General features: G+C 68.1%; 28 protein-coding genes. 17 read left to right on the forward strand and 11 right to left on the reverse strand.

Going from position 1 to position 22,444, the window contains the following annotated elements; all coding sequences use genetic code 11:
- The first annotated feature begins 1 nt into the window (after window position 1).
- Genes A5752_RS21745 through A5752_RS21790 form a run of 10 tightly spaced genes read left to right on the forward strand, consistent with a single transcriptional unit; the run spans window position 2 to window position 8,044 of the window.
- Complete coding sequence (locus A5752_RS21745; RefSeq protein ID WP_082964012.1) at window positions 2-490, forward strand: hydrogenase maturation protease; 489 nt, start codon at window positions 2-4, stop codon at window positions 488-490.
- Between the two features lie 3 nt (window positions 491-493).
- Window positions 494-757, forward strand: a complete 264-nt coding sequence (locus A5752_RS21750) for a HypC/HybG/HupF family hydrogenase formation chaperone (protein ID WP_067090009.1) — start codon at window positions 494-496, stop codon at window positions 755-757.
- Window positions 754-3,060: a carbamoyltransferase HypF gene (gene hypF / locus A5752_RS21755; protein ID WP_067090012.1), complete on the forward strand. Its 2,307-nt coding sequence runs from the start codon at window positions 754-756 to the stop codon at window positions 3,058-3,060. Before A5752_RS21750 ends, hypF begins: the two co-directional genes overlap by 4 nt.
- Complete coding sequence (locus A5752_RS21760; protein ID WP_067090015.1) at window positions 3,057-3,776, forward strand: DUF6390 family protein; 720 nt, start codon at window positions 3,057-3,059, stop codon at window positions 3,774-3,776. Before hypF ends, A5752_RS21760 begins: the two co-directional genes overlap by 4 nt.
- Window positions 3,773-4,498, forward strand: a complete 726-nt coding sequence (locus tag A5752_RS21765; protein WP_067090023.1) for a HypC/HybG/HupF family hydrogenase formation chaperone — start codon at window positions 3,773-3,775, stop codon at window positions 4,496-4,498. Before A5752_RS21760 ends, A5752_RS21765 begins: the two co-directional genes overlap by 4 nt.
- Window positions 4,495-5,181 carry a D-sedoheptulose-7-phosphate isomerase gene (locus tag A5752_RS21770; RefSeq protein WP_067090027.1) on the forward strand — a complete coding sequence of 229 codons (687 nt, stop codon included), beginning with the start codon at window positions 4,495-4,497 and terminating at the stop codon, window positions 5,179-5,181. Before A5752_RS21765 ends, A5752_RS21770 begins: the two co-directional genes overlap by 4 nt.
- Window positions 5,178-6,272 (forward strand): hydrogenase expression/formation protein HypE, encoded by a 1,095-nt coding sequence (hypE, locus tag A5752_RS21775; protein ID WP_067090029.1) that lies wholly within the window; start codon window positions 5,178-5,180, stop codon window positions 6,270-6,272. Before A5752_RS21770 ends, hypE begins: the two co-directional genes overlap by 4 nt.
- Before the next feature lie 12 nt (window positions 6,273-6,284).
- On the forward strand, window positions 6,285-6,557 hold the full coding sequence (locus A5752_RS21780; protein ID WP_067090031.1) for a HypC/HybG/HupF family hydrogenase formation chaperone: 273 nt from the start codon (window positions 6,285-6,287) through the stop codon (window positions 6,555-6,557).
- A gap of 10 nt (window positions 6,558-6,567) precedes the next feature.
- On the forward strand, window positions 6,568-7,695 hold the full coding sequence (gene hypD / locus A5752_RS21785; RefSeq protein ID WP_067090035.1) for a hydrogenase formation protein HypD: 1,128 nt from the start codon (window positions 6,568-6,570) through the stop codon (window positions 7,693-7,695).
- Window positions 7,696-7,747: 52 nt separating this feature from the next.
- Window positions 7,748-8,044 carry a hypothetical protein gene (locus A5752_RS21790; protein ID WP_067090221.1) on the forward strand — a complete coding sequence of 99 codons (297 nt, stop codon included), beginning with the start codon at window positions 7,748-7,750 and terminating at the stop codon, window positions 8,042-8,044.
- A gap of 4 nt (window positions 8,045-8,048) precedes the next feature.
- On the opposite strand, the gene A5752_RS21795 is transcribed toward A5752_RS21790, so the two are convergent.
- Window positions 8,049-8,243 (reverse strand): DUF3046 domain-containing protein, encoded by a 195-nt coding sequence (locus A5752_RS21795; protein ID WP_067090038.1) that lies wholly within the window; start codon window positions 8,241-8,243, stop codon window positions 8,049-8,051.
- Between the two features lie 10 nt (window positions 8,244-8,253).
- Window positions 8,254-9,426, reverse strand: coding sequence for a glycosyltransferase (locus A5752_RS21800; protein WP_067090040.1), 1,173 nt, complete (start codon window positions 9,424-9,426; stop codon window positions 8,254-8,256).
- 42 nt (window positions 9,427-9,468) lie between these two features.
- Between A5752_RS21800 and A5752_RS21805 the strand changes: the two genes are divergently transcribed.
- Entirely contained in the window at window positions 9,469-9,909 is a 441-nt protein-coding gene (locus A5752_RS21805; protein WP_067090043.1) for a limonene-1,2-epoxide hydrolase family protein, read from the forward strand.
- 5 nt (window positions 9,910-9,914) lie between these two features.
- Here the strand turns inward: A5752_RS21805 and pspM are convergent, their stop codons facing one another.
- From pspM to pgsA, 5 genes are all read right to left on the reverse strand, one after another.
- Window positions 9,915-10,745, reverse strand: a complete 831-nt coding sequence (gene pspM, locus A5752_RS21810; protein ID WP_197500698.1) for a phage shock envelope stress response protein PspM — start codon at window positions 10,743-10,745, stop codon at window positions 9,915-9,917.
- A 14-nt stretch (window positions 10,746-10,759) separates the two neighbouring features.
- Window positions 10,760-11,575, reverse strand: coding sequence for a phage shock protein PspA (pspA, locus tag A5752_RS21815; protein WP_067090048.1), 816 nt, complete (start codon window positions 11,573-11,575; stop codon window positions 10,760-10,762).
- 125 nt (window positions 11,576-11,700) lie between these two features.
- Window positions 11,701-12,021, reverse strand: a complete 321-nt coding sequence (gene clgR / locus A5752_RS21820) for a transcriptional regulator ClgR (RefSeq protein WP_067090051.1) — start codon at window positions 12,019-12,021, stop codon at window positions 11,701-11,703.
- Between the two features lie 82 nt (window positions 12,022-12,103).
- Window positions 12,104-12,592, reverse strand: coding sequence for a CinA family protein (locus tag A5752_RS21825; protein ID WP_067090053.1), 489 nt, complete (start codon window positions 12,590-12,592; stop codon window positions 12,104-12,106).
- Window positions 12,570-13,166 (reverse strand): CDP-diacylglycerol--glycerol-3-phosphate 3-phosphatidyltransferase, encoded by a 597-nt coding sequence (gene pgsA / locus A5752_RS21830; RefSeq protein WP_067090056.1) that lies wholly within the window; start codon window positions 13,164-13,166, stop codon window positions 12,570-12,572. Before pgsA ends, A5752_RS21825 begins: the two co-directional genes overlap by 23 nt.
- A 41-nt stretch (window positions 13,167-13,207) precedes the next feature.
- Here pgsA and A5752_RS21835 point away from each other — a divergent pair, with 41 nt between their 5' ends.
- Window positions 13,208-13,717 carry an amino-acid N-acetyltransferase gene (locus A5752_RS21835; protein ID WP_197500699.1) on the forward strand — a complete coding sequence of 170 codons (510 nt, stop codon included), beginning with the start codon at window positions 13,208-13,210 and terminating at the stop codon, window positions 13,715-13,717.
- A 48-nt stretch (window positions 13,718-13,765) separates the two neighbouring features.
- On the opposite strand, the gene A5752_RS21840 is transcribed toward A5752_RS21835, so the two are convergent.
- Window positions 13,766-16,225 (reverse strand): FtsK/SpoIIIE family DNA translocase, encoded by a 2,460-nt coding sequence (locus A5752_RS21840; protein ID WP_067090059.1) that lies wholly within the window; start codon window positions 16,223-16,225, stop codon window positions 13,766-13,768.
- 98 nt (window positions 16,226-16,323) lie between these two features.
- Here A5752_RS21840 and A5752_RS21845 point away from each other — a divergent pair, with 98 nt between their 5' ends.
- From A5752_RS21845 to A5752_RS21860, 4 genes are all read left to right on the forward strand, one after another.
- The gene (locus tag A5752_RS21845; protein ID WP_067090062.1) at window positions 16,324-16,776 is read left to right on the forward strand and encodes a DUF2834 domain-containing protein; all 453 of its coding nucleotides are present in this window, start codon (window positions 16,324-16,326) and stop codon (window positions 16,774-16,776) included.
- Between the two features lie 69 nt (window positions 16,777-16,845).
- Complete coding sequence (locus tag A5752_RS21850) at window positions 16,846-17,160, forward strand: putative quinol monooxygenase (protein ID WP_064415008.1); 315 nt, start codon at window positions 16,846-16,848, stop codon at window positions 17,158-17,160.
- Window positions 17,160-17,972, forward strand: coding sequence for a mycofactocin-coupled SDR family oxidoreductase (locus tag A5752_RS21855; protein ID WP_067090066.1), 813 nt, complete (start codon window positions 17,160-17,162; stop codon window positions 17,970-17,972). The genes A5752_RS21850 and A5752_RS21855 overlap by 1 nt, the downstream gene beginning before the upstream one ends.
- 153 nt (window positions 17,973-18,125) lie before the next feature.
- The gene (locus tag A5752_RS21860; protein WP_067090069.1) at window positions 18,126-18,509 is read left to right on the forward strand and encodes a hypothetical protein; all 384 of its coding nucleotides are present in this window, start codon (window positions 18,126-18,128) and stop codon (window positions 18,507-18,509) included.
- Between the two features lie 30 nt (window positions 18,510-18,539).
- Here A5752_RS21860 and A5752_RS21865 read toward each other — a convergent pair whose 3' ends face one another.
- Genes A5752_RS21865 through thyX form a run of 3 tightly spaced genes read right to left on the reverse strand, consistent with a single transcriptional unit; the run spans window position 18,540 to window position 21,909 of the window.
- Window positions 18,540-20,219, reverse strand: coding sequence for a ribonuclease J (locus A5752_RS21865; RefSeq protein WP_067090072.1), 1,680 nt, complete (start codon window positions 20,217-20,219; stop codon window positions 18,540-18,542).
- The gene (gene dapA, locus A5752_RS21870; RefSeq protein ID WP_067090075.1) at window positions 20,219-21,121 is read right to left on the reverse strand and encodes a 4-hydroxy-tetrahydrodipicolinate synthase; all 903 of its coding nucleotides are present in this window, start codon (window positions 21,119-21,121) and stop codon (window positions 20,219-20,221) included. Before dapA ends, A5752_RS21865 begins: the two co-directional genes overlap by 1 nt.
- Window positions 21,122-21,144: 23 nt before the next feature.
- Window positions 21,145-21,909, reverse strand: coding sequence for an FAD-dependent thymidylate synthase (gene thyX / locus A5752_RS21875; protein ID WP_067090077.1), 765 nt, complete (start codon window positions 21,907-21,909; stop codon window positions 21,145-21,147).
- 217 nt (window positions 21,910-22,126) lie between these two features.
- On the opposite strand from thyX, the gene A5752_RS21880 reads away from it, so the two are divergent.
- Entirely contained in the window at window positions 22,127-22,426 is a 300-nt protein-coding gene (locus A5752_RS21880) for a DUF4193 domain-containing protein (protein WP_067090080.1), read from the forward strand.
- Window positions 22,427-22,444 lie beyond the last annotated feature (18 nt).

Genomic DNA, 22,444 nt, shown 5'->3' on the forward strand with positions numbered 1-22,444 from the left:
CCTGATCTCCCGAATCCTGGTAGCCGGTCTCGGCAACATCTTCCTCGGGGACGACGGCTTCGGCCCCGCGGTGATGCGCCGCGTGCCGCCCGACCTCGCCGGATCACACGTTGCGGTCGCCGATTACGGGATCGGCGGCATGCACCTGGCCTACGATCTGCTCGACGGTTGCGACGCCCTGGTCCTCGTCGACGCCATCCCGAACCGCGGAGCGCCCGGCACGCTTCACGTGTTCGAGGCCGACCTCACCGACGCCTGTGGCGCAACGGGTCTGGACGCGCACGCGATGGATCCCGCGGCGGTGTTCGCCAGCCTCAACGCGCTCGGCGGCACCCCTCCCTTCACCGTGGTGATCGGTTGCGAGGTTGACCGCGTCGAGGAGGGTATCGGGCTGTCGGATGCCGTCGCGTCGGCCGTCCCGCAAGCGGTGCGGGTCATCGGCGAGGTGGTCGCCGGACTGTCAACCCGCGTCACGGTGGCGGAGGGCTGACCGATGTGCCTGGGAATTCCGGGGCGGGTCGTGACGATGCTGGAGGGCTACGGCGACCAGTTGGCCCTCGTCGACGTCGCGGGTGAGCACCGCAAGGTCAACGTCGGCATGCTGCCCGAGGAGACGTTCGCACCGGGCGACTGGGTCATCATCCACATGGGCTTCGTCGTGGAGAAGACCGACAAGGCCGGGGCCGACGCGGCACTCGCCGGTCTGCAGTTGATGGGCAGCGGCGAAGCCCTTCCGGGCTCGGAGGATTCGCCGTGACCTCGCGTTGCCGGCTGCGCGTGCGGGTCCGCGGGGTGGTCCAGGGAGTCGGCTTCCGGCCCTTCGTGTACACGACGGCGGCCGCGTTGGGGCTGAGCGGAAGCGTCCGCAACGACAGCGCGGGCGCGCTGATCGACGTCGAGGGAGACACCGTCGACGTCGAGACGTTCCTGATCCGGCTGCGCGACCGCCCACCGCCGCTGGCGGTGATCGAAGACCTTGACACCGAAGCGCTTCCGGTGGCGGGCGGTACCGGCTTCGTCATCGCCGATACCTCCCGGGCCGACGGTGGCCGCACGCTGACCTCGCCCGACGTCGCCATGTGCGCCGACTGCGCCGCCGAACAACGCGATCCACGCAACCGACGCTTCCGACACGCGTTCATCAACTGCACCAACTGCGGCCCGCGCTTCACCATCATCGCTTCGCTGCCCTACGACCGGCATGCCACGACCATGGCGGACTTCGACACGTGCGAGGCCTGCGCGCGCGAATACCACGATGCCGCCGACCGGCGGTTCCACGCCCAACCCGTCTGCTGCCCCGACTGCGGTCCGACCTTGACCTACCGCGACCACGGGGGCGCCACCACGACCGGCGAATCCGCGCTGGGGCGCGCACGCCGATTGCTCGCCGACGGAGGCATCCTCGCGGTCAAGGGCATCGGCGGCTACCACCTGGCCTGCGACGCCGCCGACGAACGTGCGGTCGCCGAGTTGCGCGGCAGGAAGCGCCGCGGCGACAAACCGTTCGCGGTGATGACACCCGACCTCGCGACGGCTCGCAACCTGGTCGAGGTCGACGCGCCGTCGGCCCGGTTGCTGACCGGACCTCAACGCCCCATCGTGTTGATGCCGCGGCGTGACGGCGCCCCGGTCGCCGAGGCCGTCGCACCCCACAACCCCGACCTGGGCATCCTGCTGGCTTACACCCCGCTGCACGCGCTGTTGTTCGGGCTGCCCGGCGACGCCCCCGGACCGACCGCGTTGGTGATGACCTCGGCCAACCTCGCCGGCGAGCCGATCTGCTTCACTGATGACGCTGCGCTGGAACGGCTTTCACACATCGTCGACGGCTGGCTCATGCACGACCGTGAAATCCTGGTGTCCTGCGACGACTCCGTCATGCGGATGATCACCCTCGACGGCGGAGCCGAGCCGGCGGAGTTGCCGGTCCGGCGCTCGCGCGGCTATGCGCCGCTGCCCGTGGCGTTGCCGGTGCCGGTAGCGCCCTCGCTGGCGGTCGGCGCCGACCTGAAGAACACCATGGCGGTCGCGGATGGCCGGTACGCGTGGCTGAGCCAGCACATCGGCGACATGGACGATCTGGCGACGCTGTCGGCGTTCGACTCCGCGCAACGTCATCTGCGGGAGCTGACGTCCGTCGCGCCGCAGGTGTTGGTAGCCGACGCGCATCCGCTGTACCGGTCGACCGAGTGGGCCCGGCGCAACGCGGCGGACCGGCCGGTCAGGCTGGTCCAACACCACCACGCCCACATCGCCGCGGTGATGGCCGAACACGGTCTGGACGGATCCACGCAGGTGCTCGGATTCGCCTTCGACGGAACGGGTTACGGGCCCGACGGCGCGGTCTGGGGCGGTGAGGTGCTGCTGGCCAATTACAAGGGCTACCAGCGGCTCGCACATCTGAAGTACGTCCCCCTCCCCGGCGGCGACGTCAGCGTTCTGCGCCCTTATCGAATGGCCCTGGCGCACCTGTGGTCGGCTGACATCGCGTGGGATCCCGATCTGCCTCCGGTCTCGGCCTGTCCGCCCGAGGAGCGTCAAACGCTCGCCCGACAACTTGAGACCGGCCTCGGCTGCGCGCCGACCTCCAGCATGGGCCGGTTGTTCGACGCCGTGTCCTCGCTGGCCGGGGTGCGCCACGTCGTGGACTATGAAGCCCAGGCCGCCATCGAGCTGGAGGGCGTCTCACGCGGTACCGAATGCGGCGCAACCGCTTACGCATTCGCCGTCGACGCATCCGGCCCGACGGCGGTGATCGATCCCGCGCCTGTACTGCACGCCATCGTCGCCGATCTCCGAGCGGGGGTGTCCTCGTCGGTCATCGGCGCCCGGTTCCACCGCGCGGTCGCCGAACTCGTCGTCGAACTCGCATCCACACACGCCGATTCGTCGCGGCCCGTGGCCCTGTCCGGCGGTGTTTTCCAGAACGCGCTGTTGCTCGAATCGACCCTGAGGGGGCTGCACGACAGGGGCATCGACGCGATGACCCATCGCACGGTGCCACCCAACGACGGCGGTATCGCCCTGGGCCAGTTGCTGGTGGGGAACGCATCATGAACGGCGCGGACGGCCGCACGGTGTTCGGCCGCTATGCCTACCCGCCGAACGAGCTCGGCTACTGCGGTCCGGCCGACGGCGGCGGATCCTCCGGTCTGGCCTCGCACGCACGCGAGTTCGACGGGGCCTGGCCGTACCTGAGCGCCATCGCCGAAGCCCTCGGGGCATCCGACGCACTCGATGACGAAGTCGTCCACAGTTACTGGATCGGTGGTCCGGCGCTGTCCAAGGTGGACCCCGGTCATCTGCTGGCACGGTTGCGCGCGGCGTTCACCGGTCAGGTCACCGGAATGCTCGACGCGGTGCCCACCACCTCCGACGTCCTGGCGCACCACAGCTTTCACGTCTTCGTCGTCTACCCCTGGGTCAAGTTCCTGGGGCGCGACGCCGACACCGCGGTGGGCGTCATGCAGGCCTGCCGCATCCGCTGGGGCAGTGTCACGTCAGTCGCCGACGACCAGGCGGAGATCGCGTCGCGTCCACTGCAGTACCGGCACGGTCGGCTGGCGTTGGGCGAGCCGCGCGCCGAGCGGATCGCATGGAAGCGCGGCGAACTCTCCCTGGCGCCCGCTCCGCCGCACGGAGCGGTGGTCTCGGCCCACTGGGACTGGATCTGTGGGACGTTGACCGACGAGGAGGCCGCCGACCTCGAATCGGCCACGCTGACCACACTCGACCTCGTGAACAGCGTTCTCGGACAGGGGGGATCACGATGACGACCGCGCAACGCCCGTATGTCGGCGAGGAACTGTCGGCCGACCTCGCCGCCGCCGCGCTGGATCTGGCCCGTCGGTTCAACGACGGCGCGACCCTGTGGGTGATCTCGCCGCAGTGGGAACCACACGCCCACCACATCGCCGTCGAATTCGTGCATCCGGTGGTCATGGGCAAGCGGGCCCTCCCGTCCGTCGCCCTCGTGGAACCGGACCCCGTCGCGCAGGCGCGGGTGGCCAGCCGACCCGGCGACCTGCTGATCGCGGTGGCATCGGCGAACGAACCGTCGGTCCTCGACGCGATGCGGCGCGCCGACGCGTGGGGCGTCCTGACGTTGTGGATCGGGTCCGGACCGCGTCCGCCGGCGGGAGCGGCGAACCACATCCTCTGGATCGACACCGAGGATCCGATGGTGCCGGCCACCGGAGCATTCGTGCTGCTGTATCACCTGCTCTGGGAGTTGACACACGTCTGCTTCGAGCATCCGGGATTGCTCAAATCCGCCGAGCCCGCGACCGTCTGCGTGACGTGCAGCGACGAGGGGCGACTCGGTGAGGTGCTGGCGTCCCCGGTTGATGCGATGAGCTCGGCGCTGGTCCGCACCGCCGACGGCGAGGAGTGGGTCGACGTCACGCTGATCGGTGACGTCGCGGTCGACGACCTCGTTCTGCTGCACGCCGGCGCGGCCATCTCGCGCATCGAGCCCGAGGAGGTGAGCCGATGACCGACTCCGATGCCACCGGTTTCCTGTATCCGTTCATCGAGTCCGAGGAGACGGACGCCACGAGCCTGCTCGATGATCTCGCGGCATCGGCCCGCGGTAAGGCGGCTGAAAGTGCTCGACTGCAACGGGAATCACTCGACGAGTACGGCGACGCGTTGACCGCGGCCGGAACGCAGATGGCCGAGCGGTTCCGCCGCGGCGGGCGGCTGTACACGTTCGGCAACGGCGGAAGCTCCACCGACGCCGCGACGTTGGCCTCGCTGTTCAGCCGACCGGCGCGCGGAAGGCCGGTCGCCGCATGGTCTTTGGCCGCCGACAACGCGGTGGTGACCGCGCTCGGCAACGACGTCGGGTTCGAACTGATCTTCAAACGCCAGATCATCGCCCACGCCCGCGACCGCGACGTCGCGATCGCGCTGTCCACGTCTGGCAACTCCGACGACCTGATGACCGCGATCACCGAGGCCAAGCGTCGCGGCCTGCTGACCGTGGGCTTCTCCGGCCACGACGGCGGACGGATGGCGGCCGCCGACGACCTCGACTTCTGTTTCACCGTCCACTCGCAGAGCATCCACCGCATCCAGGAGAGCCACGCGATGCTCGGCTACCGACTCTGGTCGGTGGTCCAGGAAGAGCTGCACGCCAATTCGGCCCGCGCACTGAACGGAGCACATTCCCCATGACACGAGCTGCGAGCGCGTCCGAACGCGAAGACCGGGTGCTGGAACGGATCGACAAGTTCCGTCAGCGACGACCGCGGCTGCTCGACGATGTCGTGACGCTCGCGCACGGGGCGGGCGGCAAGTCGTCGGCAGCGCTCGTCGACGCGGTGTTCCTCGAGGCCTTCCGCAACGATGAACTCGAACAACTCGGTGACGCGGCCGCGGTGCTGACGCCGTCGGGCGAACGGCTGGCCTTCTCCACCGACTCCTACGTGGTGTCGCCGCGGCGCTTCCCCGGCGGCTCCATCGGACACGTCGCGGTGCACGGCACGATCAACGACCTGGCCGTCTCCGGTGCCCGCCCACAGTGGCTTTCGGCGGCGTTCGTGATCGAGGAGGGCTTCCCGATCGCCGAACTGCGCGAGATCGTCGCGGACATGGGCGAAGCCGCGTTGAATGCGGGCGTGCAGATCGTCACCGGCGACACGAAGGTCGTCGGCAGGGGCGCCGCCGACGGCGTCTACATCTGCACCGCGGGCATGGGATTGATTCCCGAAGGCCGGCGGCTGTCCCGCGACAGCGTGCAGCCCGGCGACAAGGTCGTGCTGTCCGGCACGATCGGCGAACACGGGATGGCCGTCATGCTGGCGCGCGGCGATCTGGCCATCGACGCCGACATCGCCTCGGACACCGCGCCGGTGCACGAACTGGTCGAGCAACTGCTGACCGCGGCGCCGTCGACGAGGTGGATGCGCGACGCGACCCGTGGCGGGGTGGGCACAGTGGCCAACGAACTCGTCAAGGACGCACCGTTCGCGATGATCTTGGACGAGGACACGCTGCCCGTCCTGCCGCAGGTGCTCGGGGCGTGCGACATGCTCGGCATCGACCCGCTCTACGTGGCGAACGAAGGCAAGTTCGTCGCCGTCGTGCCCGCCGACGAGGCCGATGCGGCGGTGTCCGCGTTGCGCGGCCACCCGCAGGGCGCACAGGCCGCGGTGGTCGGCGAGATCGTCCCCGAGCCTCACGGAATCGTCGCGCTAAGAACGTCTTTCGGCGGTAGCAGGATTGTCGACATGCTCGTCGGCGATCCCCTGCCGCGGATCTGTTGAGAGGAGACCGACATGTGCCTCGGCATTCCCGGTCAGGTGGTCGACATCGTCGACACCGAAGAGTCGCTGGCCAAGGTGGACGTCAACGGCGTCCGCAGAACCATCAGCGTGCGCCTGCTGGCCGACGACAACCTGCAGGTCGGCGACTGGGTACTGGTCCACGTCGGGTTCGCGATGGCCAAGATCGACGAGCACGAGGCCACGCTCACCCTCGACCAGGTGCAGAAGATGGGCGCCGACTACGCCGCCGAGATCGAAGCGTTCAACTCGTCCGAAATCGCCTGAGGGGCAAGCCATGAAATTCGTCGACGAATTCCGCGACCCGGCCGCCGCACGCGCGCTGGTCAGATCCATCACCGACCTCGCCGGCGACGACGAGTTCAAGTTCATGGAGGTGTGCGGCGGCCACACCCACACCATCTACCGCCACGGTATCGAGCATCTGCTGCCCGAGACGGTCGAGCTGGTGCACGGGCCCGGATGCCCGGTGTGCGTCATCCCGATGGGACGCGTCGACGACGCGATGTGGCTGGCCGAGCAGCCCGATGTCATCTTCACGACGTTCGGCGACATGATGCGGGTGCCGGGATCGCGGGGCAACCTCATAGAAGCGAAGGCCCGCGGCGCCGATGTGCGGTTCGTGTACTCGCCGCTGGACGCGCTCAAGATCGCGCTCGACAATCCGGACAAACGGGTCGTGTTTTTCGCGGTGGGCTTCGAGACCACCGCGCCGTCCACCGCCGTGACGCTGGTACGGGCGAAAGCGTTGGGCGTGGGCAACTTCAGCGTGTTCTGCAACCACGTCACCATCGTTCCGCCGATCAAGGCGATCCTGGAGTCTCCCGACCTGCGCCTGTCCGGATTCCTCGGGCCCGGACACGTCTCGACGGTGGTGGGGCTGCGCCCGTACCGGTTCGTCCCGGATGTGTACGGAAAACCCATTGTGGTGGCGGGATTCGAGCCGCTCGACATCCTCGCGTCGGTGCACATGCTGCTGCAGCAGATCCGCGACGGCCGCTGCGAGGTCGAGAACCAGTACACGCGGGTGGTACGCCCAGAGGGAAACACCCAGGCGCTCAAGCTGATGGCCCAGACGTTCGAGCTGCGACCGCATTTCGAGTGGCGGGGGCTGGGGTTCATCTCGCAGAGCGCGCTGCGCCTGCACCCCGACTACGCCGACTTCGACGCCGAACGCACCTTCGCCATGCCGGGTGTGCGGGTGGCCGATCCGAAGGCGTGCCAGTGCGGCGAGGTGCTCAAGGGTGTCATCAAACCGTGGGAGTGCAAGGTCTTCGGGACAGCGTGCACACCGGAGACACCGATCGGGACGTGCATGGTGTCCCCCGAGGGCGCCTGCGCGGCGTATTACAACTTCGGCCGGCTGCACCGGGAAACGGCGTTGGTCCTGGGTCAGCGCGCCTGAGGCCGTCGATGCGTCGCCGCCGATCCGCGGCGACAAGTGAGGAGTGATTGCCATGACAGAGCCGGAGGAACGAGGAAAGCGCGGAACCGGATCCGATCAACCCTCGGGCGGCCCCGCGGACCGCCCGTCGGACACCTATCGCGGCGACGAATCCGTTCCCGCCCACGACGACGGCGGAAAGCCGGACTTTCAGACGGGATTCACCAACGAACCGCCTAAGGATGTGAAACCCGAGGTCCCCCCGTACGAGGGCCGGCAGACCTCGGCCAAACCGGAAGGCTCGGGCGAAGACGGCGCCACGCGCCCGTCGCACACCGCGGGCACCGGTCGCACCGAGGACAACCGCTAGCGGCTCACCACTGATCACGCGGGACGTCGAAGTCCGAGCACAGCGCGCGCCAGACGTCCCGCGGTTCCACGCCGTCCTCAATGGCTTGTGCGGCCGTGCGCCCGTCGCACCCGCTCAGCACGTGGTCCACGAGCAGCGACGCGCCGCGCACCGAGCCGAACTGTTCCTCGACAAGCTGATGAAATTCCGTCAACCGCACGGGGCCCAAACTACGCCGGGCTCCGCAGTGCTTCATGGCACACCCGTACCGGATCCTCGACGTCGGCGACCGTCGCCCCGGCCCGCCGCGCCGCATCCCGGTACCGTGGTGTGTCCAACACCTCACGCACCGCGCTGGTCAGCGCCTCCGCGGTGAGCGGACGCACCAGCTGTGCACTGCCCTGCCGCACAACACGATTCGCGATCTCCCACTGGTCGCCGCCGCCGGGGACCACGACCATCGGAACGCCCGCCAGCAGCGTCTTGGCCACCATGCCGTGACCGCCACCGCAGATCACCAGGTCGGCGTGCGACAGCAGCTCGTCCTGCCGTCCCAGCCCGACCACCGCCCACGGCGGCACCGCGACCTGCGTGCCGCCGAGGCGCGACACGACGACCCGCGACTGTGGCGGCAGCACCTTTCCCGGTGTCAGGGTCGCCAGGGCGATCTTCGCCAGGCCGCCCTCCCCCGTCGTCGCGGTGGACGGCGCGACCACCACGACCGGTCCGCCGCCTGCGGGTATGTCCAGCGTCGCCGTCGTCGGCTCGAAGTGCAGTGGGCCGACCACCACGGCCTCGGCAGGCCAGTCCGGCCTCGGCACCTCCAGCGCCGGCAGCGTGGCGATCAACCGCCGGCGTGGGCCGGGATCGGCTGCGGGCAGCCCGATTTGCACCCGCGCGGCCGCGCGTTGCCGGATGCCCTGCCGCCACGACCGCGCGGAGAGGGCGCGCAGGACCGCGTCGCGCAGTCGACCGCGGACACCGACTCCCGGCGCGAGACCGCTGCCGATCGGCGGAAGCCCCTTCGACGGCCGGTACAGCGGATGTGGGTTGAGTTCGACCCACGGCAGCCCGAGCAGTTCGGCACAGAAGCCGCCCGCGGTGGTGATGGCGTCGGAGACCACCAGGTCCGGCGCGAGCCGGCGCATCTGCGGCGCGTTGAGCACGGCCATCCGAGCGCCACGCTGGTGGACCTTCGCCCCGGCATCCGCGTCGTCGTCGGCGTCCTCCGGGTCGAGGCCGAGTAGTTCGGCGGCGGGGACGCCGGCGTCGCGGGCGGTGTCGAGCCACTCCGTTCCGGTCAGCAGCGTGGGCGAATCGCCGTTGACCAGGAAACGAAGGCACAGCGCGATCGCTGGAAAGGCATGCCCCGGATCAGGTCCGGCGACGACCGCGACGCGCATTGGGCCTACCCTGCCACAGCGGCGCGGCACTAGGCTGGCCGCATGACCGACCAGGCTTCCGAACTGAAAACCGACGTCGACAACATCCGGGCGGTGGAGACGTTCCTGTACGCGCTGCAGGACGAGGACTTCGACACCGCCGACGGATTACTCGCCGACAACGTGGAATGGCAGAACGTCGGCTACCCCACGATCCGCGGCCGCAAGCGCATCATGAGCATCTTCCGGCGGGGTCAGGGCCGGGCGCGCTTCGAGGTGAAGATCCACCGCGTCGCCGCCGACGGCAACTCCGTGCTCACCGAACGCACCGATGCGCTGATCTTCGGGCCGGTACGCCTGCAGTTCTGGGTGTGCGGGACGTTCGAGGTGCACGCCGGCCGAATCACGTTGTGGCGCGACTACTTCGACACCCTCGACTTCGTCAAGGCGACGGTGCGCGGGCTGGTCGCGACGGTGGTTCCGTCGCTGCGGCCGACCATGTAGGAGGGTTATGCCCCGCGGACGTGGCCCAGTTCGTTGAACGCCTGGGCCCAGCCGACGAGGCGGTCGGTGGCGTTCGACAGCTCGTCGCGGTAACGCTGCTGCCACATCGGGGACGTGGACGTCGGGCCGGTGTTCGCGGCCGACACCAATTGCGCTGCGGCATTGACCATTTCGCCGTACTGATGCGCGCCGTGGTCGAGCTGTGCGGTGAACGCCCGGATGGTGGGGGTCAGGTGGGCGCGTGACTGCGGCGTCGCACGGATCGCCCGCTCCATCGACACCACTTCGTTCGCGGTGGCGGCCATGGTCGCCGCCGTCTGGTTCGCCGCGGCGGTCAGCTCGCGGAGTTCGTCGGCGGGCAGCATCCGACCGCGCTCCATCACCCCCAGCAGCGAGAACAACCCGCGTTCGGAGGACGCCAGCGCCGCCATCGACTGACGTGCGGCAGAACCCCGCGGTGGGAGCCGGCGGGTGGCACGCGACCGCGGCGGGGGCAACGGCTCGCGTCGCAGCCAGCGATACCGCAGGAACGACAGCGTCGCCAGGAAGGCCGCGCCGACGGCGATCGGTGACGGGATGAGCAGTGCCCACGCCGGAACGTCCCACGCGGCCACCAGCCCGGTGACGCCGATCCAGAACATGGACGACATTGTGAAGAACACCGTGAGCCGCAGCGCCCACCGCCGCTTACGGAGAAGCTTCGCGCGCGGGTCGGCGGCGGCGTTCAGCTTGTCGGCCAGCACATCGGACCACTCGGCGGCCGTGTCGATCCCGTTCTGAAGGCCTCGCTGCATCAGCGAGCGCCACGGCTCGGGCCGACTCGTCTGCGCACTCACGGGTTCCTCTTCGGCTATTGCGACAGCGGGTTTTCCGGCGTCGCCTGCTGCGGGTTGGCCGCCGGGGCCGCGGGCTGCGCCGCGGCGTTACCACCGGCAGGCAGCTGCTCACCGCGCATCGAGGCGCGGATCTGCTCCAGCCGCGAATGCCCGGCCATCTGCACGCTCGCCTGCTGGACCTCCATCATCCGGCCCTGCACCGAGTTCTGCGCCAGCTCGGCCTCGCCCATCGCGTTGGCATAGCGGCGCTCGATCTTCTGACGCACCTCGTCGAGGCTGGGCGTGGTGCCCGGGGCCGCCAACTCGCTCATTGAGCGCAGCGACGAGCTGACCTGCTCCTGCATCTTGGCCTGTTCGAGCTGAGAGAGCAGCTTGGTGCGCTCGGCGATCTTCTGCTGCAGCATCATCGCGTTCTGCTCGACGGCCTTCTTGGCCTGGCCGGCCGCCTGCAGCGCCTGGTCGTGCAGCCCCTTGAGGTCCTCGACGCTCTGCTCGGCGGTCACCAGCTGCGCGGCGAACGCCTCGGCGGCGTTGTTGTACTCGGTGGCCTTGGCCGCGTCGCCGGCGGCCGTCGCCTGGTCGGCGAGGGTGAGCGCCTGGCGGACGTTGACCTGGAGCTTCTCGATGTCGGCCAGCTGCCGGTTGAGCCGCATCTCCAGCTGACGCTGGTTGCCGATCACCTGGGCCGCCTGCTGGGTCAGCGCCTGATGCTGGCGCTGGGCTTCCTCGATGGCCTGCTGGATCTGCACCTTCGGGTCGGCGTATTCGTCCACCTTGGAGCTGAACAGCGCCATGAGGTACTTCCACGCCTTGACGAACGGATTGGCCATGTCAGTTCACTCCGCCTTCGTGTCGTTGTCTCGGACTCGCCGGCCCGGCTTACCGTGCTGCCCAATCTATCGGGTCAGCGCGTATCACCACAGTCACTCGGGTCGCGCGTCAGCGCACGAGTGCGTCAGGCGACCGCCATCGACACGACCTGCGGGATGACCACCTTGGTGGTGGCGTCGATATTGGCGGCTCCGGCGAAGGCGGCACGCTCCTCGCGGTCCATTTCCTGACCGGCGTCGAAGAGCACCTGCGAGAGCGGGACGTCGAGCGCTCCGCAGATCGCGTTGAGCAGTTCGCTCGAGGCTTCCTTGCGGCCCCGTTCGACCTCGGAGAGATAGCCCAGGCTGACTCGCGCGGTGTCGGACACCTCGCGCAAGGTGCGTCCCTGGTCGACGCGGGCACGACGCAGCACGTCGCCGATCACCTCGCGCAGCAATGCCGTCATCGTGCTCTCCCTTCGGAGTCGTTTTCTGGGATCCATTAGGGCAACGCTGAGAGCGGGCCGGTTGGTTCCCGGATGGCGCAGATCACTGTCCGGCGACGATGGAGCGCAGGCGCGCGACGGCTTCGCCGACCGCCGCGAGCCGGATGTCCCATCGCGAACCGGCTAGTCGCAGTTCCACGACGTCGGTCTGAACCGGTCCGGCGATGCCGAGGAAGACGGTCCCGACGGCGTGCCCGCCGTGTGGTTCGGGTCCGGCGACGCCGGTCAGGCCCACACCCCAGGTCGCCTCGCAGCGCTGCTGGGCGCCGACGGCCAGGGCCCGCGCGGTCGGCGCCGCGACCGGGCCCACCTCGTCGAGCACTTCGCGGGCCACCCCCGCCAGCGAGACCTTGGTGTCCTCGACGTAGGTGACCAGGCCGCCGCGCAGCACGACACTGGCGCCGGGCACGCCCGCGAGCGTCGCCGCCAGCAGGCCCGCGGTCAGCGACTCGGCCGTGGCGACCGTCTGCCCGCGCACCGTGAGGTCGGCGATCAGCGCGCGGGCGTCGTCACTGACGAGCGGGTCGTCCACGGGAGTCCCTGATCGCGGACACGACGTAATCGATGCCGGTGAGCACGGTGAGGATCACCGCGGCCCACATGATGACCCAGGCAACCGCCAGCCATGCACCGGACAGCGGGAGCACGAACAGGCCGATCGCCACCCCCTGCACGAGCGTCTTGAGCTTGCCGCCGCGGCTTGCCGGGATCACGCCGTGGCGCAACACGGCGAACCGCAGCCCGGTGATGCCGATCTCGCGGATGAGGATCACCACCGTGATCCACCACGGCAGGTCGCCCAGCATCGAAAGCCCGATCAGTGCCGCGCCGATGAGCGCCTTGTCGGCGATGGGGTCGGCGAGTGTGCCGAACTCGGTCACCATGCCGTAGTTGCGGGCCAACGCCCCGTCGAACCGGTCGGTGATCACCGCGACGGTAAACACCACGAATGCGGCTATCCGCCAGAACGTTTCATGCCCGTCGCCGACGAACAGGAAGGCGAGGAAAACCGGAACCAACGCCATCCGCACGCCGGTGAGCACATTTGCGATGTTCGCTACACGGGCGCGCGGGACCAGCGGATCGATATGGGGTTGGCCCGACACCGCAACAGAATATCGGTTGCTCGAACCGATACTCTCCACGTGTGAGCGCAGAATCCGGCGAGGTCGTCGTGCGGCGTGCGCGAACCTCGGATGTTCCCGCCATCAAATCCTTGGTCGACATCTATTCCGGCAAGATCTTGCTGGAGAAGAATCTCGTGACGCTCTACGAGTCGGTGCAGGAGTTCTGGGTCGCCGAGTACAACAGCGAACTGATCGGCTGCGGCGCGCTGCACGTGCTGTGGTCGGACCTCGGTGAGGTTCGCACCGTCGCGGTGCATCCGAAGGTCAGGGGCCAGGGCGTCGGGCATGCGATCGTCGACAAACTGCTCGACGTCGCGCGCGAACTGCGCCTCGAGCGGATCTTCGTGCTCACCTTCGAGATCGAGTTCTTCAGCAGGCACGGGTTTCGGGAGATCGACGGAACACCCGTCACCGCCGAGGTCTACGAGGAGATGTGCCGCTCGTACGACACCGGCGTCGCCGAGTTCCTCGACCTGTCCTACGTCAAGCCGAACATCCTCGGCAACACCCGAATGCTGTTGACCCTCTAGCGATCTGTGCACCTCTTGTTGCGCTGAGCGCTCCTAGATGTGCACAGATCACTCGTCGTCGTCGCTGCCGGAGTCCGATCCGCGGATCGACGCCAGCGTCGCCGCCAATTCGTCGGGCTTGACCAGAACCTCGCGCGCCTTGGAACCTTCGCTGGGCCCGACGATGTTGCGGGTCTCCATCAGGTCCATCAACCGGCCCGCCTTGGCGAAGCCGACGCGCAGCTTGCGCTGCAACATCGACGTCGACCCGAACTGGCTCGACACCACCAGCTCGACCGCCTGAAGGAAAACGTCCATGTCGTCGCCGATATCCGGGTCGACGTCGGTGCGCTCGCTGTTGGTCTTGGCGTTGGTGACACCCTCGGTGTACTCCGGTTCGGCCTGCGCCTTGGTCGCCTCCACCACGGCGTGGATCTCGTCGTCGGTGATGAACGCGCCCTGCAGGCGGATCGGCTTGTTCGCGCCCATCGGCAGGAAAAGCCCGTCACCCATACCGATCAGCTTCTCGGCACCCTGCTGGTCGAGGATCACGCGGCTGTCGGTCAACGACGACGTGGCGAACGCCAACCGCGACGGTACGTTCGTCTTGATCAGGCCGGTGACGACGTCGACCGAGGGCCGCTGCGTGGCCAGCACCAGGTGAATGCCTGCCGCGCGCGCCTTCTGGGTGATGCGCACGATCGCGTCCTCGACGTCGCGTGGGGCGGTCATCATCAGGTCGGCCAACTCGTCGACGATCGCGACGATGTACGGGTAGGGCTTGTACTCGCGCTGGCTGCCCAGCGGCGCGGTGATCTCGCCCGAGCGCACCTTCTTGTTGAAGTCGTCGATGTGGCGCACCCGCGAGGCCTGCATGTCCTGGTAGCGCTGTTCCATCTCCTCCACCAGCCACGCCAGCGCGGCGGCCGCCTTCTTCGGCTGGGTGATGATCGGCGTGATCAGGTGCGGAATGCCCTCGTACGGCGTCAGTTCCACCATCTTCGGGTCGATCAGGATCATCCTGACCTCCTCCGGGGTGGCCCGCACCAGCAGAGACACCAGCATCGAGTTCACGAAGCTCGACTTGCCCGAACCGGTCGAGCCGGCGACGAGCAGGTGCGGCATCTTGGCGAGGTTCGCCGAGATGTATTCGCCCTCAATGTCTTTACCCAGACCGATGACCAGCGGGTGGTGGTCGCCGCGGGTGGCCGGGTCGGTCAGCACGTCGGCCAGGCGCACCATCTCGCGGTCCACGTTGGGCACCTCGATGCCGACGGCGGACTTGCCGGGTATGGGCGCCAACATGCGGACGCTTTCCGTCGCCACCGCATAGGCGATATTGCGTTGCAGCGCAGTGATCTTCTCGACCTTGACGCCCGGTCCGAGTTCGACCTCGTAGCGGGTGACTGTCGGCCCGCGGGTGCAACCGGTCACCGATGCGTTGACCTTGAACTGGTCGAGCACCTCGGTGATGGCCTCGATCATCCGGTCGTTGCCCGCGCTGCGGCGCTTGGGAGGATCGCCCGCGATCAGCAGATCGAGCGGCGGCAGCGAATACGGCCCGTCGACGACGCGGTCCAGCGTCATCGTCGGCTGTTTCGGTTTCTTCTTGCGGCTCTTCGCGGTCGGTTCGGGAATCGTCGGCGCTTCGTCGGAGAGCGGATAGTTCTCCATGGGGGTGCCCGACGGCCACGCCTGTTCGGCGTCGTCGCCGTAGGCCTTCGGGTCGTCGTAGTAGCCGTCGGAGAAGTCGTCGGACTCGGAGATGACGGCGGTGTCCTCGTCGTCGTAGTCGTCGTAGTCGTATTCGTCGTAACCCCGCGCGGAGAACATGGCCCGCACCGTCGACGGCACTTCGCGAATCGTGGTGCCGGTCACCAGCAATACGCCGAACAACACACCGATGAACAACAGCGGCGCGGCGATCCACGCGGTGAGCCCGTCGGACAGCGGGCCGCCGATCGCGAAACCGAAGAAGCCCGCGGCATGCTGGCGCGCGGTGGGATCCTGCGGCGAACCGGCCCACAGATGCCACAGTCCGAGCGCGGGTAACGCGATCATCGCCGTGCCGAGGATCAGCCGCGGCCTGGCGTCCGGATCGGGCTCGGTGCGCATGAGCGTGATGCCGACGGCGGCCAGCGCGATCGGGACGAGCACGACGGCGGCGCCGATCAGCATCCGAAGGAACGTGTCGAGCCAGTCACCCACCGGGCCGGCGGCGCCGAACCATGAACTCGCCGCGACGATCACCGCCAGGCCCAGCAGCGCGAGGGCGATGCCGTCGCGCCGGTGACCCGGTTCCAGATCGCGGGCCCGACCGACGGAACGTGCGGTGGTACCGGCGCCCTTGGCCAGCATCAGCCAGCCCGCCCGCATTCCGCGACCGACCGAGGCGCCCGCCGACGAAATGGGTGACGAGGTCCGCCGCGGTGCCGGCTTACGCCGCGGCGCCGCCCGGCCACCGGAGCGCGCACCCTGTTTTGACCTGGTCGAACGGGTTCCAGAGCGCGCGGCGGTCTTACTAGGCATGCCTGTAAGCCTAGTCGCTCCAGCCCCAGATTCACCATCTGCCACACGGGTAACAGATCCGTATCGATTGATGCCCTTTTGCGACTTACCGTGCGGAAATGACCGAAACCAAGACGTCGGCGGCCCTGCCGACCGCCACCAAAGTGCTCTGTGCCGCCTATGGCGCCATCGCGGTCGTCGCGCTGATCGCCACCTGGAGCCAGAACCTTGCCTATCTCGACCGCGGGGCGGACTTCCTGCGCGTGTTCTCAGAAGACACCAAAGTCAACCCGGCGTCGCGGTCGATCACCGCCGACATCGCGTTGTTCGGGCTCGCCGCGATCATCTTCATGGTGTATGAGGCGCGCAAACACGGCATCCGGTTCGTCTGGGTGTATGTCATCGCCTCGCTCCTCATCGCGATCAGCGTGACGTTTCCGTTGTTCCTCTTGGCGCGGGAGTTGCGCATCCACCGCACCGAGGTCCCGCGGATCGGCGCAGCGAACGCGGTCGGTCTCGTCCTCGTCGCGGTGTTCGCCGTGGCATTCACGATCTGGATAGACGTGGTCTGAGGGTCGCGGGTGTCGGTGAGTAGGCTGTGCACTCGTCCAGCAAGGCACTCACCGAGGAGTCCCCCGCCGATGCCCGTTGTCGTTGTCGCCACCATGACCGCCAAACCCGAATCCGTAGACACGGTGCGGAACGCCTGCAAGAAGGCCATCGAGGCGGTCCACCAGGAGCCCGGCTGCGAGCTCTACGCGCTGCACGAGGCGAACGGCACCTTCGTGTTCGTCGAGCAGTGGGCGGACGAGGACGCCCTGAAGACGCACAGCACCGCTCCGGCCATCGGTGAGCTGTTCGGCGCCGTCGGTGAGCACCTCGACGGTGCGCCCGACATCAAGATGCTGCAGCCGGTCGTCGCCGGAGACCCGAGCAAGGGCGCACTGCGGTCCTGATGCCCGCGCTCGCAGGCAAAGTCGCGTTCATCACGGGCGCGGCGCGGGGCCAGGGTCGTGCCGAGGCGGTGAAACTGGCCGCCGAGGGCGCGAACATCATCGCCGTCGACCTCTGCGACCAGATCGCCTCGGTGCCCTATCCGCTGGCGACGGCCGACGACCTGGCCGAGACCGTGAAGCTGGTCGAGGACACCGGCGCGCGAATAGTGGCGCGGCAGGCCGACGTTCGCGATCAGGACGCGTTGGCGTCGGCGTTGCAGGCCGGTGTCGACGAGTTCGGCCGCCTCGACATCGTCGTCGCCAACGCCGGTATCGCGCCGATGCAGTCAGGCGCCGACGGATGGCGCGATGTGATCGACGTGAACCTCACCGGCGTGCACCACACGGTCGAGGTGTCGAAGGAGGCGCTGCTCTCCCACGGCGAAGGCGGCTCGATCGTGCTCACCAGTTCGGTCGCGGGTCTGATCGGCGTCGGCAGCGACGACCCCGGCGCGATCGGCTACGTCGCCGCCAAACACGGCATCGTCGGGTTGATGCGGCTGTACGCCAACCTGCTTGCCCCGCACAGCATCCGGGTCAACTCGGTGCATCCCGCCGGTGTGGACACCCCGATGATCAACAACGAGGCCACCCGCGAGTGGCTGGGCAGCATCGCGGAGAAGACCCCGCAGGACATGGGCAACGCGCTGCCGGTGCAGGTGCTGCAGGCCGAGGACATCGCGAACGCGGTGGCGTGGTTGGTGTCCGACGCCGCACGCTACATCACCGGGGTCGCGCTTCCCGTCGACGCGGGATCGGTCAACAAGCGTTAGCCTCGCGCCGGTACTTACCTGGCGGATAGGCAATGCTTCCTCGTTCGGCGATGGATTCTGGCGGCAGAGCCATTACGGATTTGCGGTGCATTCGGCAGCCTTCCTTTCAGCGACACCTCAATATCCCCCGAGCAATGGACCGAAGGAACGACCATGAGATCACTCATCACCACCACGGCCGCGGCCGCCGCGGCCGTCGCGGCGCTCGCCACTGCCACAAATGCGAGCGCGCTGCCCGAATGGGATATCGGCGAATACGACAGCTGCATCGCCAAAGTCGCCGATAGGAACATCAGAGGCGTCACGAATGATGCTCAGATGCTCGACGAGGCCAAGCACTGCTGCTTGATGTCGGGAGGCGAATGGGACATCTCCGCTGGTGGGCCAGCGGGCAAGTGCGTCGCGCCCGCTGCGGAAAGTCAATGGACTCCCCCGGGCGGGTTGCCGGAAAACGTGCCCCCCCATACCTTCGAGCCGGCGCGCCCGGCATCACCAACACAATCGCAGCCCATTCTCACGCCGCCGACCCTGAACTGATCGTCAACTACCGTGTCGGCGCGTTCGCGACTAGACCTCGATGACCGTCGGTACGATCATCGGCTGACGCCGGTAGACCTCGCCTACCCATTTGCCGACGGCGCGCCGTGACGCCTGTGCGATGCGGTTGATGTCGGTGACCCGTTCGGCGACAAGCGCTTCGAGCGCTTCCTCCACCTTGCGGATGGCGGGTTCGAGGGCCTTGGGATCCTCGGAGAAGCCGCGGGAATGCAGATGCGGTGCGGCCGCGGGCTTTCCGGTGCCGCGCTGGAGGACGACGGTAATGCCGATGAATCCGGATGAGAGCGTGAGCCGTTCGCCGACGACGGCGTCGCCGACATCGCCGGTGATCAGTCCGTCGACGAACATCTTGCCGGTCGGCACCGCGCCGGCGATCGACGCTCGGCCGGCCATTAGATCGACACTGACGCCGTTCTCGGCCAGCACGATGTTCTCCTCCGGCACCCCGGTGCGGGCGGCCAGACCGGCGTTGGCCCGCAGCATCCGCCAGGTGCCGTGCACGGGCATCACGTTGCGCGGCCGAACGCCGTTGTAGAGGAACAACAGCTCGCCGGCGTAGGCATGCCCCGAGACATGGACGCGCACTTGGGCATTGGTGACGACGCGCGCACCGATCTTCGCCAGCGCATCGAGCACGCCGAAGATCGCCTCCTCGTTGCCCGGTATCTGTGACGACGACATGATGATGAGGTCGCCCGCGGTCAGGGTGATGCTGCGGTGCTCACCGCGCGACATCCGCGACAGCGCCGCCATCGGCTCGCCCTGTGTTCCGGTGGTGACCAGCACGACGCGTTCGGGCGCCATCATCTCGGCGGCGCCGATGTCGATGATGTCGTCGTCGTTCTGCAGCGTGAGATAGCCGAGTTCCTTCGCGATCCCCATGTTGCGGACCATCGACCGGCCGACGAACGCAACCTTGCGGCCGAGCGCCACCGACGCGTCGATGATCTGTTGCACGCGACCGACATTGGAGGCGAAGCAAGCCACGATGACGCGTCCTTGGGCGCTGCGGATCAGCCGGTGCATGTTCGGGCCGATCTCGCTCTCCGACGGTCCGACGCCGGGGATCTCGGCGTTGGTCGAGTCGCACAGGAACAGATCGACGCCCGCGTCGCCGAGTCGCGACATCCCGGGCAGGTCGGTGGGCTTCCCGTCGGGCGGCGACTGGTCGAGCTTGATGTCGCCGGTGTGCAGGACCGTCCCGGCACCGGTGTGGATCGCGATGGCCAGGCAGCCGGGTATCGAGTGGTTGACCGCGAAGTACTCGCACTCGAACACGCCGTGTCGCGAGCTCTGGCCCTCGTCGACCTCGACGAAGACCGGCTTGATCCGGTGTTCGCGGCACTTCTCGGCCACCAGCGCCAGGGTGAACTTCGACCCGACGACCGGAATGTCGTGACGCAGCTTGAGCAGGAACGGGATTGCGCCGATGTGGTCCTCGTGGGCGTGAGTGAGCACCAGGGCTTCGACGTCGTCGAGCCGGTCCTGGACGAGGCGCAGGTCGGGCAGGATCAGGTCGACGCCGGGCTCGTCGTGCGTCGGGAACAGCACCCCGCAGTCGACGATCAGCAGCCGGCCCAGATGCTCGAAAACGGTCATGTTCCGGCCGATTTCGCTGATTCCGCCCAGCGCAGTGACCCGTAGTCCGCCTGGGGCCAGTGGCCCCGGTGGTCTGAGTTCTTCGTTCACTACCGCAGCACCGCGGCCGCTCGCATATCGGCGGCCAACGCGTCGAGTTGCACGGGTGTCGCGGGCACCTGGGGCAGCCTCGGATCGCCGGCGTCGAAGCCCTGCAGCCGCAGCCCCGCCTTCGACAGCGTCACTCCACCGAGCCGGGCCTGGGCGTTGACCAGCGGGCCGAGCGTGACATTGATCTTGCGGGCCCGCGCGATGTCACCGCATTGGAAGGCGGACAACATCTCTCGCAACTGGCTGGCCGCCAGGTGGCCCCACACACTGACGAAGCCGACGGCGCCCATGGCCAGCCAGGGAAGGTTGAGCGCGTCGTCGCCGGAGTAGTACGCCAGGCCCGTCTCGGCGATGACCTGCCCGCCGCCGTGCAGATCGCCCTTGGCGTCCTTGACCGCCACGATGTTCGGGTGCTCGGCGAGGATGCGCATGGTGTCCCACTGGATCGGCACCACCGACCGCGGCGGGATGTCATAGAGCACGTTCGGCAGAGGGGTGGCATCCGCCACCGCGGTGAAGTGGGCCAGCAGCCCCTCCTGGGGTGGACGCGAGTAGTACGGCGTCACCACCAACAGCCCGTGCGCGCCCTCGGCCGCACATGCCTTCGCCAGGTGCACGCTGTGTGCGGTGTCATAGGAACCGGCTCCGACGATGATGCGCGCCCGGTCGCCGACGGCCTCGAGCACCGCCCGCAGCAGCGCGATCTTCTCGGCATCGGTCGTCGTCGGGGACTCACCGGTGGTCCCGGACAGCACCAGGCCGTCGCAGCCGGCGTCCACCAGCCGGTTCGCCAACCGGGCCGCGGTTTCGGTGTCCAGCGAGCCGTCGGGCTTGAACGGAGTCACCATCGCGGTCAGCAAGGTGCCCAACCGGGCTGTCACATCGATTCCGCTGGTGCTCACGGGGCTCAGATTACTCGCTATGGTCACGCTTCCGTGGCCAGAGGTGACGTGGCGACCTCCGTGCCGTCCGAGAGCGTAGAGATCTCGAAGTCGCTGAACACCTGGGGTGCGACGGCGACCAATTGACGCAGGCACTCGATCGCCAGCCGGCGGATCTCGACGTCGGCGTGTTCGCTGGCCCGCATCGCGATGAAATGCCGCCACGCGCGGTAGTTGCCGGTGACGACGATGCGGGTCTCGGTGGCGTTCGGCAGCACCGCCCGCGCGGCCTGGCGCGCCTGCTTGCGGCGCAGCACCCCGAGCTTTTCGCCGGGCTCGTCGCCCCTGAACTTGGCTTCGAGGCGTTCGAGTAGCTCGGTGTAGGCCGCCCGGCTGGCATCGGCGGCCGCGGAGAACAGCTCGATCAGCTCGGGGTCGTCCTCGATGTCCGGCGGCACCACCACCTGCGCGTCGTGTTCGGGGACGTAGCGCTGCGAGAGCTGCGAGTACGAGAAATGTCGGTGGCGGATCAGCTCATGGGTGCAGGAGCGGGAGATTCCGGTGATGTAGAAGGAGACCGACGCGTGCTCGAGCACCGAGAAATGCCCGACGTCGATAATGTGGCGGATGTAGGCCGAGTTGGTGGCGGTCCGCGGATTCGGCTTCGACCAGCTCTGATAGCACGCACGCCCGGCGAATTCGACGAGCGCGGGCCCGCCGTCGGCGTCGGTTTCCCATGGCACGTCCGGCGGCGCGGTGAACTCCGTCTTGGCGATCAGTTGGACGCGCAGCGGCGTGGTCTCGGCCACGGCTCACCCTAACGCGGGCCGTTCGGTGTTCCGGTGTGCGCGCGGCGGCGCGCCGATTGTGCGGTCAGCTTCGCGACACGGCGCCACGGCGCAGCGGGATGCACAAACGAGGCGGGTAGAACATTGGAAATCCAGGTTTTGCAGCCAGACATGCCGGGAACAAATTCGTTCTCAATCGGTGTTACCCAGACGCCGATCTAGAGAGGGAGTGTGACTGATGGCCACCGATTACGACGCACCCCGTGTGAAGGACACCGACGACACGGTCGACGAATCACTCGAGGCGATCGCCGCCCGGCGCAGCAAGGTCGACGTCGCGGTGCTCGACGTCGACGATGGTGACGCGGTCGATCCGATCGTCCTGCCCGACATGGACCTGTCCGGCGAGGAGCTCACCGTCCGGGTGCTGCCGAAGCAGGCCGACGAGTTCACCTGCTCGAGCTGCTTCCTGGTGCAGCACCACAGCCGGCTCGCGCTGCAGTCGGGCGACAAGACGATCTGCGCCGACTGCGTCTAGCCGTTCTCTCGCCGGGTG

The sequence above is a fragment of the Mycobacterium sp. 852002-51961_SCH5331710 genome, from assembly GCF_001665535.1.
GTDB lineage: Bacteria > Actinomycetota > Actinomycetes > Mycobacteriales > Mycobacteriaceae > Mycobacterium.